A 14608-nucleotide genomic window follows, 5' to 3' on the forward strand; every position below is an offset into this window, starting at 1 on the left:
TTTATGGTTTCCAATTACAAAATCAGTCATGCAGCCAAATCATCACTTTCGTATAAAATATCGATAAAATGCACACTTTGTCAGACAAAACACACAATTTTTAGCTTTTCACAACATTTAATTCCACGAACACCTACATCAAATTACTTTTATCCCCGTAGATTTAGAGAAAAATGCCTCAACAAAAAGCATGTCCTTTGCCCTTTAAATTCTTGCTTGGGAAGATAGCCCTGTTCCTTTGCATATTCTCTATTTTCAACCCAATACAAGCACAGCTTACCAAAAAAGACAGTCTCAGCTATAAGTTAAAGCGTTTGGAATCCACCAACCGCTTTAATCCAAAAGATACCACACACATAAACCTATTGGTGGACCTTGCCTTTGCCTACCAATATATAGACAATGATAGTTTACGCTCCATAGCCGAACGGGTACTCGAATTCAGTGATGCCATAGATTATACGAAAGGAGAAGTTAAGGCCATGAGTGCCCTTGGCAATTATTATTACAATGCCGGTGACCGAAAAAAATCAATGCCCATCTTTGAAAAAGCCTTGGCATTGGCCATGGAGATTGATGATAAAATGTCCGAGCTTGACATTATCAATGCTTTGGCCCAAAACTATAGTTATGAGGGCAATTATGCAGAGGCACTCAATCTTAACCTAAAAGGAATAGATATTGCCAAGCAAACAAACTGCAATAAAATGCTCTCCATCCTCAATGAGAACATCGCCGGTCTGTATGCAGAGCAAAAAGATTTTAAAAATGCACTTATTTTTTATGATACGGTGCAAAAAATAAACCGCAGAATAGGTGATGAGATCATAGATGCCGAAACCCAGAGCAACATGGCTTCACTCTACAAGGATGCCAAGAACTTTAAGCTTGCCATGTTCAATGTCAACCAGAGCATCAACACCTTTGAAAAGAACAAAATATACGATTGGTTGGCCTATGCCTATGAAGTAAAGGGGGACATTTATTTGGAGCAACAGAAATACCAATGGGCCCTGTACTGGTTTGACCAAAGCAACATGCTCTTCAAAAATGAAATTGAGGACGACAGGATACGGATCCAATTGTTGAACGGAATGGCCAAGGTATATTTGGGATTGGAAAGGGACAGCCTTTCCATGGTCCATGCGGAAGAGGGACTTCAATTGTCCAAAAGAATAAAATCACTACAAGGACAAATAGACTGTTCAGAAACTTTATATAAGCTCCACAAAAAGAAAGAAGACCACGTTGCCGCCCTATCCTATCTAGAAATTTTCAAGAAACTGTCAGATTCCTTGTTCAAGGACAAGAACAAGCAAAGCTTGTCCCTATTGGAGACTAAATTGCATTACGAACAGGAAAAACAAGAGCTCATTGAATCCAATGAAGCCGCTCTGGCCAAACAACGGAATTACATTTATTTTTCCCTGATCATCTTGTTCATTCTAAGCATCATTATATTCGTTATACGCAATAATGCAAAAACCCAAAAAGAACTGAACAAGGAGCTTAAGGAAAAATCGAAAGCCATTAGTGAACGAGAAACCCAACTCAACGAGATCAATAAAACCAAGACCAAATTGTTTTCCATAATAGGTCATGACCTTCGGGGCCCCATTGGTGGGCTGCAAGGGCTGTTAAAGCTGTTCACTGACGGGGAGATTACCAAAAATGAATTTATTTCATTTATTCCCAAACTCAAATCCGATGTGGAAAACATTGCATTTACGCTCAACAATTTGTTGACATGGGGACAAAACCAACTGAACGGTGTTGTAACCAAGCCCAAAAGAATATCCCTGGACAAAATTGTGAAAAACAATATTCAATTGCTGTTTGAGTTGGCCAATAGCAAGTCCATAAAAATCATAAACCAATTACCCGAAAATCCACAAATCTGGGCCGATCAAAACCAAATTGACATTGTTGTAAGAAACTTGTTGAGCAATGCCATAAAATTTACACCGGACAACGGATTGATCACCATTGAAGCAAAAGAAAAAGAGGGCATGTGGCAGGTCATGGTCCGTGACACTGGAATAGGGATGAACAAGGAAATTCAGAAAAAAATCTTTGAAGATTCCACCAATATCACCACCTACGGTACCAATAACGAAAAAGGTACTGGTCTGGGCCTTTCCCTATGCAAGGAAATGATCTTGAAGAACAAAGGTGAAATTTGGGTTGAAAGTGTTCAACGCAAAGGCACCTCCTTCTTTTTCACGCTGCCAAAAGCTGAAAGCAAATACCAAAAAGCAAGTTGATCAAATCAATTGGTCAAGGTTGTCAACAGCCACATAGCGTTCCACGGTAAATCCTTCAGCGTGTTCCACACCAATGAGTCGCCCCAAATCCCTAGCCCGATAAATAACACTATCCGTAAAATTTTTACTGCTGATGGGTGTTTCAGGCTCCTCACTCTTGGGGTCGTAAAACTGTGATTCATAAGCCAAGATGGCTTCAGTCTTCTTTCCAATAAAGCCCGATACATCCACCACAAAGTCCGGTTCCAGATTTTTCCATTGGATGAAATGGTACACCCGTTTTGGACGCCACGGGTCTTGCCACCGATCATCCCCATCCATTTGGGTATCGATTTTTACCAAACCGCTCAAAAAACAGGCATCACTCACTAGTTTACTTCCCTTTCCGTGGTCGATATGCCTATCCTCCACAGCATTGCATAGGACAACTTCAGGTCTGTATTTTCTGATTATTTTGATAATCTCCAGTTGGTGCCATTTATCATTGACAAAAAAGCCATCGGCAAATTCCATATTCTCCCGAACGGCCACTCCCAGTATTTTGGCTGCTTTTGCTGCCTCAACATCTCTTATTTCGGCAGTACCCCGGGTACCCAATTCACCTCGGGTCAAATCCACAATGCCCACTTTTTTTCCTCTGGAAACCTCTTTGGCTATGGTGGCTCCCGCTCCAAGTTCGGCATCATCCGGATGGGCCCCAAACACTAAAATGTCTAATTTCATATGTTTTGTTATGCTGGTACTGACATTGATTTGACCTTTGCAATGGCCTGTTCTATATCTTCAATTAAATCCTCAACCTCTTCAATGCCCAAGGAAAAGCGAATCAGGTAATCTTTTATGCCTTGCTTTTCACGATCCTCCGGACTCATCAGGGAATGTGATGTGGCTACCGGCAACAACATGGTGCTTTCCACCCCAGCAAGACTCATCACCGGCTTAATCAATTTAAGGTGTTTAAAAAACATAGGAATGTCCACATTGGGCAATTCAAAGGATAACATTCCCCCAAATCCCTTCATTTGGGATTTGGCCAGTTCATGATCGGGGTGGGTTTCCAACCCAGGATAGTAAACCCGTTCAACATCTTTGTTGCCCAAAAGATATTCCGCCATTTTAAGGGCATTGTCACTTTGGGCCTTCACCCTAATGCCCATGGTCTTGATGCTTCGCTCCAAAAGCCAAACGGTATACTCGCTCAAATTTCCACCAAAGCAAATGGCGGATTGAAATACAATATCGATATGCTCTTGGGAAGCAGCTACCACCCCAGCACTAATATCGGAATGCCCGCCCATATATTTGGTGGCACTGTGCAATACTACATCTACCCCATTATCTATGGGATTTTGATTGATGGGACTGGCGAAGGTGTTATCAATCATGGAAACAATCCCTTTCTTTTGGGCCAATTGGGCCACTCCTGCAATATCGGTTATGGTCAACAACGGGTTTGACGGGGTCTCCATGTAAATTACCTTGGTGTTGGGTTGGATTTCCTTTTCAAAATCCTCCACCTGCCATCCATTTGTAAAGGAGTACTCAATACCATACCTGTTCAGCTGTGTGACCGCAAAATGATAGGTCCCTCCATACATGGTTTGTTGGAGTACGATATGGTCACCGGCTTGCAAAAAAGCCATGAGTGCGGTACTGATGGCGGCCATTCCACTACCAAAAATCAAAGCAGCCTCGGCATGTTCCAAGGCTGCCAGTTTTTTGCACAGTGCCTCTTGGTTGGGTGTATTGAAATATCTCGGATATCGCTTTATGTCAACATCATCAAAGGCATACGCCGTGGACATGTATAAAGGGGATACAACGCCTTTAAACTCCTTATCCTCCAAATCGCCTTCATGGGTACAGAGGGTATTCAACCCTTTTTTGTTGGATTTCATGTTCTTTGCTTTAGAAAGCTAAAGATACGAAACCCGTCATACTTGCACCTGTTTCCAATTTCCTTTTTTAAACCATACCATAGCGATTATGGCCAACAATACTTCGGCCAAAGTAATGGCAATAAAAACACCTTTGGCGCCCCAACCAAGCACCATAGCGGCCAAGTAGGCCAAAGGCAATTGGAACAACCAGAAGGAAATCAAATTTATCTTTGTCGGGGTTTTGGTGTCCCCGGCACCATTAAAAGCTTGACTGACAACCATGCCGTAGGCATAGAATACATATCCCAAAGCTATGACCTGTAGGCACAACGCACCATTTTCCACCACACTTGGGGTAGCATTGAACCACGATATAATCTGCTTCGCAAAAATGAGATAGACCAAGGAAACCGTACCCATAAAAATGGCATTGTACTTTCCGGTTTTCCAAACGGATATTTCAGCTCGCTCGGGTTGTTTGGCCCCCAAGTTCTGCCCCACCAACGTGGCTGCGGCATTGCTCATGCCCCAAGATGGCATCAAGGTGAACATTATTACCCGAATGGCAATGGTATAGCCCGCCAATACCTCACTACCGAATTCAGACATGATTCGCATCAGGAAAACCCAGCTAGAGGTTCCTATAAGAAACTGGGCGATACCACCTATGGATACCCGAATGAGATTGACCATTACCTTCAGGTTCAATACCAAATCCTTTAGTACCAGCCTGATCTTACCCCAACCGAAGAACAATATTCCCAACTGGAACAAAACGGCTGTACCCCTACCTATATTGGTGGCGATGGCAGCTCCTGTGACGCCGTATTCGGGAATTGGGCCCAGTCCAAAGATGAAAATGGGGTCCAGAATAATATTGAGTCCGTTGGATAGCACCAGGGTCCACATGGCTATGGAGGCATTTCCGGCACCCCGAAAAATAGCATTGATAAGGAACAAAAGCATGATGGTGATGTTTCCACCGATCAAGAATTGGGTATAGCCAAATCCTTCGGCCACCAAATCGGGTTCGCCCCCCATCAAGAACAATATTTCCTTGGCATATACGATGCCAACAATACCAAAAACAATGGAAACCAGTACGCCCAAACCTATGGCCTGTACCGCTGCAATGCGGGCTCCATCAACATCCTTCTCGCCTATTCTTCTGGCCACAACTGCTGTGGCGGCCATACTCAACCCAATGGCGAGGGCATAAATAAGTGTGATTACTGATTCCGTAAGACCAATGGTTGCCACGGCATTGACACTTACTTTGGATACGTAGGCGATATCCACCAGTGCAAAAATGGATTCCATCAGCATTTCCAAAATCATGGGAATGGAAAGCATAAAGATGGCCTTGCGAATACTTCCGGATGTAAATTCTGTTTCCTTGCCGGATACGGCAATCCAGAAATAATTAATCAGTTTTTTGAATGAGAGTGTATTGTTTGAGTGTGTCATTTTAAAAGAATTATGTGTAAAACAAAGAGGTAGTGTCAACCACCTGAAGGAAGATTCAGGTTACTTTTTTGGCGTAAAGCCAATGGTGACATCTATAGCGTACATAATTCTTATAACTTCATGATGGGGCAAATATGCGACTTTTTTTTGAAGTTCAAAACCAATAAAATAAATTATTTGGCGTAGTGAATTTTATATCTCCAAAAACTTATACCACCCAAAATGAACACACCTAGCACGGTATACCAAATAAAATTAGGGGTTATCACTTGATCTCCGCTGGCATAACTGTGCAGTCCAACCAAATAAAAATTCACCCCAAAATAGGTCATCATAATACTGGCAAATGCAATAATACTGGCAAAATTATAGCTCCACCTGCCCCTTAGGCCGGGAACCAAACGCATGTGCAGTACAAACGCATAAACCATAATGGAAATCAAAGCCCAAGTCTCTTTGGGGTCCCAGCCCCAATAACGTCCCCAACTCTCATTGGCCCATTGTCCACCCAAAAAGTTACCTATGGTAAGCATCACCAAACCAGCGGTAAGTGCCAATTCGTTAATGACCGTCAATTCCTTAATGGCCAAGTCCATGCGTTGTCTGTTGGAGTCTGTGGTAAGAATCATCAGTAAAAGGGAAACCACGCCAAGAATCATTCCAACAGTTAAAGGGCCATAGCTCCCCACGATCACCGCCACATGGATCATTAACCAATAACTGTCCAAAACAGGGACCAAATTGGCAATGGCAGGATCCACCCAACTTTGATGGGCAATCCACAATAACATTGAGGTTACAAAGGCACTGGCCGCTATGGTCAATTCACTTTTTCTTCCAAGTGCCAAACCTATCCCCATCGTGGCCCAAGACACATAAAGGATACTTTCATAGGCATCACTCCATGGCGCATGGCCAGAAATGTACCATCGCAGGATCAACCCGATGGTATGCCAGATAAAAAACAAAATAATGGTGCCTTTCAAAAGATAAGCCCCAGCTTTGAGAATTTCCCTGTCCTTGAAGATGCGTATGATCAAAATGATGAACAACAACACCCCAACTAGGGCATAATACTTGTACAAACGGTTGAACAAATCCAACTTGTTATAGATGATCTCCGTTTTTATCTTGTTTTCGGAAGGCAACACCTCAGCTCCATGATTTAGCTGATTTTGTTTGAAGGCATCCAATAATCTATCAGGTTCGGAATAATCCCCTGTGGCTATGGAACTCTTCAAGGAGCCTAAATAATAGGGCATGGCATTCCGTACAAAATTGGAGTACAGTGAATCCTGAATCTGGTATTGTCCAGAGCGATATTCCACTGCCGAAACCCATTTGTTATTCTCATTGTTGAGTAGTGGAAATATCTTTACAATTTGACCACTCAGGGCAATGTTCAACAGGCTGAGCCTTTCTCCTACTTTCTTGAAATCCTTTTCAAAATTTGAGGGATTGGTGGTCGATGTGGCCTTTTCCAAATACGGTTGAAGCTTGTAGGTGCCTTTTTGGTCAAAAAAATCGGTGGCCTTTACAAATTCGGTTCCTTCTGGAACCCCAATGATTTTTCGGATACTGTCGTTTTCCTTTTTGCCCAATGCGATAAACTCCGTGTTGTACCAAACCCCGGGGTTCATCATCATGGAGAGGAATACTTGATTCTCCGATAGGTCTTTATAGCTATCCGTTCCGCTTAGCTTTCGCAAAAGTTCCGATGCAAAGGTATTAATGGGTTTCATCCGTCCCCCTTCATCCTGAATGACCAGTGCCCCGAATTTTTCTGCATGCTCCTTCGCTACCACAGTGGACTGGATTATGGAATCCACTTGTTGCTGTGTGGGCATCCCTGAATGTGCATGGTCTGTCGCAGTTTCTTGAGCGCTCAAAAACGAAGTAGCGAAAAAGAGGGCCACTGCGGTCAAAGCTGCTCTTTTGGCCTTGATTTTTTCCAACATTTGCTGCAAGCTTCTAAAACGGGTATCACCAAAGAACATAATGCCCATCAACCCAATGTACAGTAGAAAATACCCAATGTAAGTGATCCAGGTACCCCACATATCATGATTTACGGAAAGAACGGTTCCTTTTTCATCGGGGTGAAAACTGGATTGGAAAAATCGGTATCCTTTGTGGTCCAACACATGGTTCATGTAAATATCATAGTCGAACAAACGTTCATCTTGAACGGTTATCCTACTCATAAATGAGGCATATCCCGTTTCCGTTCCCGGGTATTTTTCAGCAATGAAATCGTTCAACTTGATGGAAAATGGCAGTTCGTACACTTTGGAGCCGTAGCTCAGGGAGAAATCCAATCCGCCCACATCGATTTTGTCCGAAAAATTGGAAGTCCCCTTACCGCCCAACAATTTTACTTCTTTGGTCTCACCATTGGCAGAAACCGAAACGACCAAAGCGTCCTGGGTGGCTTCTGTGACTTCTTCCTCGGGAACCTTGACCACACCATAGCTTCCTTTGACCAGAGGTTCTGGAATCACAAATTGCATTCCGGCCATGTTATAGAGGGACCGTAATTGCAAAGGTTGAATACTATCCTGAACCACTTCTCCCTGAAACTGGTCCGCCATCCGCATAAAATTGCCTTCAAAAGGAGATTGTATTTGATATCCGCTGCTATCGGCATAAAAGATATTGACAGCGCCATCGGTCTCTTTGTTCAGTGCAAAAAGCACATTGTGAATGCTGGCAACCTGACCATTTTCAAGGTAATGCTCATGCCGTTGACCATTTCCGGCCTCGACAATCTGCAGGTATTCTTTTCCATTTTCATCAGGAATCAATCCTTCCTCAGCTCCATCAATAAAGTCAACATAAGCAATGTTAAAAGGCTGTCCGTTGAAGTCAGATTTCCAAGGGAGACTGGAACGCAGACCTTCTGGCGTAACTATGATGTCGTCCTCCAATATCCTGCGCTTGGTCTCACCTTTGATTTCACCATCAATGAAGGCGGTCAGATAGGTCTTATCAGAAAAAAATTGGTTTTCCGTGGCCCCTTCGCGAATGGGCATCATCCCTTCATAGCTGATGTATCGGGTAACAAAAGCACCAAGTATAATCAAGATCCAAGATAAATGGAGAATGAGCACGGGCCATTTTTTCCAGCTGAGCAATTGGTAGCGAAAAATATTTCCGATGAAATTGATCACAAAAAAGACCATAATGGCCTCAAACCAAGTGGCGTTGTAAATATAAATTCGGGCTGTTTCGGTGCTGTACCAACTTTCCACAAAAGTTCCAATGGCCATTGCTGCGGCAAAAACCAAAAAAAGAACAGCCATAAGTCTCGTGGAAAATAGGGTCTTTTTGAGAATGTCGATCATTGAAATCCAATCTGCTTTTCAGCTTGCAAAAATACGGCCTTTTTACAACTTCCTTGTTTTTCAAACCTATAAAAATCCAACAGATTTGTTAATTCTTTCTGGAATACATCATCCACCAATTTTGTAGTTTTGCGGCATGCTTTCCATTGTAATTCTCGGAACCGGAAATATTGCAAAGCATTTGGCTGGAGCCCTCTCCAAAGCTGAAGCGGTTACATTGGCCCAAGTTGTGGGCAGGAATCAGGAGCAGTTGCATTGGTTTTCCAGCCTTGCCCCCACCACTAATGATTTCAACGCGATAGTGGATGCCGATGTGTACCTGATAGCGGTGAAAGATGATGCCATTGTTGAAGTTTCGGAATATTTATCCGATAAAAAAGGCATCGTGGCCCATACCTCTGGTGCCACTGAAATGGACAGTCTTCCCATGGAAAACAGAGGGGTGTTTTATCCGTTGCAGAGTTTTACCGAAGGTAGGCCGTTGGATTTCAAATCCATTCCTTTTTGTATTGAGGCCCATTGGGAAGGTTCAGCAAAAACTTTGAAACTATTGGCCCGCCATCTATCCGATAGTGTATATGATATTGATTCACACCAACGTAAAAAGTTGCATCTTGCAGCCATGTTTGTGAACAACTTTTCCAATTATCTGTACGGCGTTGGCGAAAAAATATGTGTGGAAGAAGGCCTGACCTTTGACCTATTAAAGCCTCTCATTTTGGAAACGGCAGAAAAGGTCCAGACCATATCGCCCAAGGAAGCACAGACGGGCCCGGCACGTAGAGGGGATGAGAAAACCATGCAAGCCCATTTGGCACTTTTAGAAGATGAAAAACATATAGAACTGTATAAACTGTTCAGTGAAGCCATAAAAAAGGTCTATGAAGAAAAATTATAAAGAACTCTTGAGCAACATTACCACCTTTATCTTTGATGTGGATGGGGTATTCACGGATGGTACCGTATTGGTGACCTCTAAGGGAGAGCTGCTCCGAAGCATGAGCGTAAAAGATGGGTATGCCATAAAAACCGCCATAAAAAAAGGATATAAGGTGTGCATCATCACCGGGGGAACCAATGAGGGGGTAAAAGAGCGATTGAAAGGGCTTGGTGTAACCGATTTTTATATGGGCGCCCACCACAAACAAGAGCCTTTGGAAGAGTATCTGGACATCTACAACATTGACCCGAACACCGTATTGTATATGGGGGATGACGTACCCGATATTCCCCCAATGAAAATGGTTGCCGTGGCCGCTTCCCCGCAAAATGCCGTACAAGAGGTAAAGGCCATTTCGGATTATGTTTCCCATAAAAATGGTGGCGATGGGTGTGTGCGCGACATTGTGGAACAGGTATTGAAAGTGCGTGGCGATTGGAACGATAATTTCAGTGCCAAAAATGACTAATCCACTTCACGAAAAACTTAAAGGATACAAACTTATTTTGGGTTCTGGCTCCCCAAGACGAAAAATGTTCTTGGAAGAAATGGGTCTGGATTTTGAGGTTCGGCCCAAATCCGTTGAAGAAGTCTACCCCTCCCATTTACAGGGTAAAGAAATTTCCGATTATCTGGCCGAGTTGAAGGCTTCCCCATTCAAAACAGAACTACAACCCAAAGAAATTGTGATTACATCAGATACCGTGGTCTGGCACAAAGGGGTTTCCTTGGCCAAAGCTGCGAACAGCAAAGAGGCTTTTGATATGCTTCGTACCCTCAGCGGGGACTGGCACGAGGTTATTACATCGGTCTGTTTTACCACTTTGGACATGCAAAAAACCGTAAGCTGTAGCACATGGGTAAAGTTTATGGAATTCACAGATGCTGAAATCAACCATTATATTGAAAAATGCCAACCATTCGACAAAGCGGGAGCTTATGGCATACAAGAATGGATCGGGATAATCGGGATTTCTCAAATTAAAGGCTCCTACACCAATGTTGTGGGATTGCCTACCCATCTGGTATACAAAACGTTAATGGACATGGTTTCCTGAGCTGCGATCCGTAACTTTACGAAAACCCAGTTTTATGAAAAAGATGTACCCGTACAATTTTTCGGCTCCTTTAGTGCCACTACTATTTCTGATGTTGTTGTCCTGTGGCGAAAAAAGCAAATCGTCCAATGCTGAAATGGCCGCGGACAATCCAGAAGCGGAGGTAACGAAACCCAATCCCAAAAAACCACTTTCTGAAGACTTTAAAACCTATTGGTACGCTGGAGATGCTGAAATTACTTCGTACAAATTGAATCAGGCCAGATACGGTGAAATACACAATGGACACGCTGTTTTGATTTATGTTACTGAGCCGTTTTTACCAAAAGAACAGGTAAAAGCTGACCAAGACAATCCGGAAAATGTTTCCGTTTTGAAACTCAATGCCACCAAAAAATTCTTGACCGGCATCTACCCCTACTCCATTATGGGCAGTACCTTTTATCCCGTTCATGACAACCAACATGCCATAAAGACCAGTTTGTCCGTTCAGGAATGGTGTGGGCATGTCTATGCCCAAATCAACAATAGAAATCAATTTGAGATCGCCTCCCATTCCTATTTTGAAGGTGAAGCCGACCAAAATTTTTCGTTGGATAAAGAAATTCTAGAGAATGAAATCTGGACCAAGATTCGGATTCACCCTGAAGATTTGCCTATTGGAGACCTTCGCGTAATTCCTTCATTGGAATATTTGCGTCTTGCCCACAAAGCGCTGAAAGCCTATGAGGCAACTGCTTCGCTCTCCTCAGAAAATGGAATTACTACGTACACCTTAACCTATCCTAGTTTGGAACGAACTTTGAGCATCAATTTCACGTCGAATTTTCCGTATACCATAGAAAGTTGGTCGGAAGAATCCAAAAGCGGGTTTGGTGCCAATGCAAAAACGTTGACCACAACCGCTTACAAAATCAAGTCCATAAAGACGGCTTATTGGGGACAGCACGACAATGATGATTTAATGCTAAGGGATAGTTTGGGGTTATAAACTATCCTATTTAAAAGTAAGGAACCCTGTTAAAGATGTTCTAAATTGAATATTCGCTGATTTTTATCTTTCTATATTTGGCACAACCACTAAAACAACCAACTATGAGATACTTTTGGGTTTGTACTCTGGCCTTTTTAAGCATTGTCTCCAATCTTTCCGCCCAAAAACCCAAAAAAACGTCGTCCGCCGAAATTTATCACAATCTCCAAAAACTGAATTTTTTGGGTACGGCTCTCTATGTTGCCGCACACCCGGATGACGAAAACACGCGACTGATTTCCTATTTATCCAATCATGAGAAGGCCCATACGGTTTATCTTTCATTAACACGAGGTGATGGAGGACAAAACCTAATTGGTTCTGAATTACGGGAGCTTTTGGGCGTATTGCGCACCCAGGAATTGTTGGCAGCCCGTAGGATTGATGGTGGCGAACAACGGTTCACACGGGCCAATGATTTTGGGTATTCCAAACATCCCAAGGAAACGCTAAAAATTTGGGATAAAGATAAAGTATTGGGCGATGTCATTTGGGCCATCCGCACCATAAAACCGGATGTCATTATCAACCGTTTTGACCATAGATCTCCGGGATCCACCCATGGGCACCACACCTCTTCCGCCATGTTGAGCATGGAAGCTTTTGATTTGGCCAATGACCCCAGCGCTTATCAAAATCAATTACAACTCACTTCCACTTGGCAGCCCAAACGAATATTTTTCAACACGTCATGGTGGTTCTACGGAAGTCCCGAGAATTTTGAAAAGGCGGATAAATCCAACATGATCAAGATGGATATCGGCTCGTATTACCCTTTATTGGGACTCTCCAACAACGAAATAGCCTCCATCGCCAGCAGTCAGCATTTATGCCAAGGCTTTGGTAGGTTGACACAACGCGGTTCCGAAGAAGAATATGTGGAATTGCTCAAAGGGGACCTTCCCAACGGCAACAACCTTTTTGATGGTATCGATACCTCTTGGTCTCGGGTCAAAGGCGGTAATGCCGTAGGTGAGATTTTATATGAGGTGGAGAAGAATTTTGATTTCAGAAATCCGGCAAAACACATTCCACAGTTGGTAAAGGCCTATCAGCTCTTGCAACAGATTGAAGATGAACATTGGAAAACCTTAAAATCGGAAGAGCTCAAAGACATCATTCAAGCCTGTGCCGGGCTTTATTTGGAAGCCAATGCTGCATCGGCCTCCACAACACCGGGAAGTGATGCCAAGGTCAATATCGAAGTATTGAACCGAAGTGCTGAAAATATCACCCTCAAAAAAATCCAGCTCATTGGTGCGGATGCCGCCATAGCGCCAAACCAAGTATTGGTCAATAATGAGAAAAAAGAATTTGAAATAGAATTTACGGTTCCAAATGACATCGGATATTCAAGTCCGTATTGGTTGGATGAACCCGGGACTTTGGGAATGTACGCTGTTGATAATCAAAAATTGATTGGCAAACCCGAGACTCCAAGTGTCTTTCAGGCCAAATTTGTTTTGGAGTTTGATGGTATGGAAATAGAATTTGAAAAACCTGTGATCCATCGCTTTTCCAAACCGGACAAGGGAGAATTGTATGAACCTTTTGCCGTACTTCCGGTGGCCACCTCAAAAATTGATGGGAAAGTCTTGATTTTTTCTGATGCAGCCACCAAGGATATCCAAGTGAAAGTCAGAGCGGGTAAAAACAATGTGTCCGGTACGGTTAGGTTGGAACACCCAGCGGGCTGGACCGTAACTCCCCCAAATTTTTCATTTTTTATTTCCCAGAAAGGACAGGAACAAACGGTTACATTTAAGGTTACTCCACCATCCGTGGAAAGTGAAGGCAAAATTTCTCCCATAATCACTGTGGACAACAAGACCTATGGCAAGGAACTTGTGGAAATAAATTACGACCATATTCCCAAACAATCCATTTTGTTGCCTTCGGAGGCCAAAGTGGTTCGTATGGATATTCAAAAATCCGGAGAGCACATCGGTTACATCATGGGAGCTGGCGATGAAGTCCCCGAAAGTTTGGAACAAATAGGCTATCAAGTGCATATTATTGATCCCAGTGACATCCAAGAAGGTGAATTGGATAAATATGATGCCATTGTGGTGGGCATACGTGCTTACAATGTGGTGGATGACCTGAAATTTAAACAACCCATTCTTTTCAATTATGTGAAAAAGGGCGGAAATATGATTGTGCAGTACAACACGGCCGGAAGATGGGCAGACCAGTTTAAAAACATTGCTCCCTTTGATTTGACGATTTCCCGAGACCGTGTTACCGATGAAACCGCTGAAGTGGATATCATTGCGCCCAATAACCCTTTGGTCAGCTATCCGAATGCCATAAAGCAAAGTGATTTTGATGGATGGGTCCAAGAAAGAGGGTTGTACTATCCGAGTGAATGGAGTGCCGAGTTTACCCCTGTACTTTCCATGCACGATGAAGATGATGAACCAACAAAAGGTAGTCTTTTGGTGGCACCCTATGGAGAAGGTCATTATATTTACACAGGGCTGAGTTTTTTCAGGGAACTCCCTGCTGGGGTTTCCGGAGCCTATAAGCTTTTTGCAAATATGCTTTCCATAGGAAAAGATGACGTAAAAAAAGAAAGTAATGTCAAAGGATAACATGATTACCAAAGTAGAATGGAAAAAG

Annotated in this window: 10 protein-coding genes; 6 read left to right on the forward strand and 4 right to left on the reverse strand. The window is 43.1% G+C overall.

Features of this window, described 5'->3' with window-relative positions:
• Positions 1–173 precede the first annotated feature (173 nt).
• Positions 174–2264 carry a tetratricopeptide repeat-containing sensor histidine kinase gene (locus A7D14_RS15730; protein WP_067036797.1) on the forward strand — a complete coding sequence of 697 codons (2091 nt, stop codon included), beginning with the start codon at positions 174–176 and terminating at the stop codon, positions 2262–2264.
• On the opposite strand, the gene bshB1 is transcribed toward A7D14_RS15730, so the two are convergent.
• The 4 genes from bshB1 to ccsA all read right to left on the reverse strand — a co-directional run bounded on the left by bshB1 (position 2265) and on the right by ccsA (position 8955).
• The gene (gene bshB1 / locus A7D14_RS15735) at positions 2265–2987 is read right to left on the reverse strand and encodes a bacillithiol biosynthesis deacetylase BshB1 (RefSeq protein WP_067036800.1); all 723 of its coding nucleotides are present in this window, start codon (positions 2985–2987) and stop codon (positions 2265–2267) included. It lies immediately after the preceding gene.
• A gap of 8 nt (positions 2988–2995) precedes the next feature.
• Entirely contained in the window at positions 2996–4162 is a 1167-nt protein-coding gene (locus tag A7D14_RS15740) for a trans-sulfuration enzyme family protein (RefSeq protein ID WP_067036804.1), read from the reverse strand.
• A gap of 36 nt (positions 4163–4198) precedes the next feature.
• Positions 4199–5611 carry an MATE family efflux transporter gene (locus tag A7D14_RS15745; RefSeq protein ID WP_067036807.1) on the reverse strand — a complete coding sequence of 471 codons (1413 nt, stop codon included), beginning with the start codon at positions 5609–5611 and terminating at the stop codon, positions 4199–4201.
• Positions 5612–5784: 173 nt separating this feature from the next.
• A complete protein-coding gene (gene ccsA, locus A7D14_RS15750) occupies positions 5785–8955 on the reverse strand; it encodes a cytochrome c biogenesis protein (RefSeq protein WP_067036810.1) in 3171 nt (1056 codons plus the stop codon).
• Between the two features lie 136 nt (positions 8956–9091).
• Here ccsA and A7D14_RS15755 point away from each other — a divergent pair, with 136 nt between their 5' ends.
• The 5 genes from A7D14_RS15755 (at position 9092) to A7D14_RS15775 (ending at position 14580) form a co-directional block, all read left to right on the forward strand.
• Positions 9092–9853, forward strand: a complete 762-nt coding sequence (locus A7D14_RS15755) for a Rossmann-like and DUF2520 domain-containing protein (RefSeq protein WP_067036813.1) — start codon at positions 9092–9094, stop codon at positions 9851–9853.
• A complete protein-coding gene (locus A7D14_RS15760) occupies positions 9837–10364 on the forward strand; it encodes a KdsC family phosphatase (RefSeq protein ID WP_067036816.1) in 528 nt (175 codons plus the stop codon). The genes A7D14_RS15755 and A7D14_RS15760 overlap by 17 nt, the downstream gene beginning before the upstream one ends.
• Positions 10357–10953 carry a Maf family nucleotide pyrophosphatase gene (locus A7D14_RS15765; RefSeq protein WP_067036820.1) on the forward strand — a complete coding sequence of 199 codons (597 nt, stop codon included), beginning with the start codon at positions 10357–10359 and terminating at the stop codon, positions 10951–10953. The genes A7D14_RS15760 and A7D14_RS15765 overlap by 8 nt, the downstream gene beginning before the upstream one ends.
• 34 nt (positions 10954–10987) lie before the next feature.
• Positions 10988–11944, forward strand: coding sequence for a septum formation inhibitor Maf (locus A7D14_RS15770; protein WP_067036823.1), 957 nt, complete (start codon positions 10988–10990; stop codon positions 11942–11944).
• 104 nt (positions 11945–12048) lie between these two features.
• On the forward strand, positions 12049–14580 hold the full coding sequence (locus A7D14_RS15775; protein ID WP_067036826.1) for a PIG-L family deacetylase: 2532 nt from the start codon (positions 12049–12051) through the stop codon (positions 14578–14580).
• Positions 14581–14608: the final 28 nt, after the last annotated feature.

It is taken from the genome of Allomuricauda sp. CP2A (assembly GCF_001683915.1).
Lineage (GTDB): Bacteria > Bacteroidota > Bacteroidia > Flavobacteriales > Flavobacteriaceae > Flagellimonas.

Excerpts from the sequence above, each read along its gene's own strand:
- A7D14_RS15730 (WP_067036797.1), top strand. The coding sequence starts at position 174 with ATGCCTCAACAAAAAGCATGTCCTTTGCCCTTTAAATTCTTGCTTGGG.
- bshB1 (WP_067036800.1), bottom strand. The coding sequence starts at position 2,987 with ATGAAATTAGACATTTTAGTGTTTGGGGCCCATCCGGATGATGCCGAA.
- A7D14_RS15740 (WP_067036804.1), bottom strand. The coding sequence starts at position 4,162 with ATGAAATCCAACAAAAAAGGGTTGAATACCCTCTGTACCCATGAAGGC.
- A7D14_RS15745 (WP_067036807.1), bottom strand. The coding sequence starts at position 5,611 with ATGACACACTCAAACAATACACTCTCATTCAAAAAACTGATTAATTAT.
- ccsA (WP_067036810.1), bottom strand. The coding sequence starts at position 8,955 with ATGATCGACATTCTCAAAAAGACCCTATTTTCCACGAGACTTATGGCT.
- A7D14_RS15755 (WP_067036813.1), top strand. The coding sequence starts at position 9,092 with ATGCTTTCCATTGTAATTCTCGGAACCGGAAATATTGCAAAGCATTTG.
- A7D14_RS15760 (WP_067036816.1), top strand. The coding sequence starts at position 9,837 with ATGAAGAAAAATTATAAAGAACTCTTGAGCAACATTACCACCTTTATC.
- A7D14_RS15765 (WP_067036820.1), top strand. The coding sequence starts at position 10,357 with ATGACTAATCCACTTCACGAAAAACTTAAAGGATACAAACTTATTTTG.
- A7D14_RS15770 (WP_067036823.1), top strand. The coding sequence starts at position 10,988 with ATGAAAAAGATGTACCCGTACAATTTTTCGGCTCCTTTAGTGCCACTA.
- A7D14_RS15775 (WP_067036826.1), top strand. The coding sequence starts at position 12,049 with ATGAGATACTTTTGGGTTTGTACTCTGGCCTTTTTAAGCATTGTCTCC.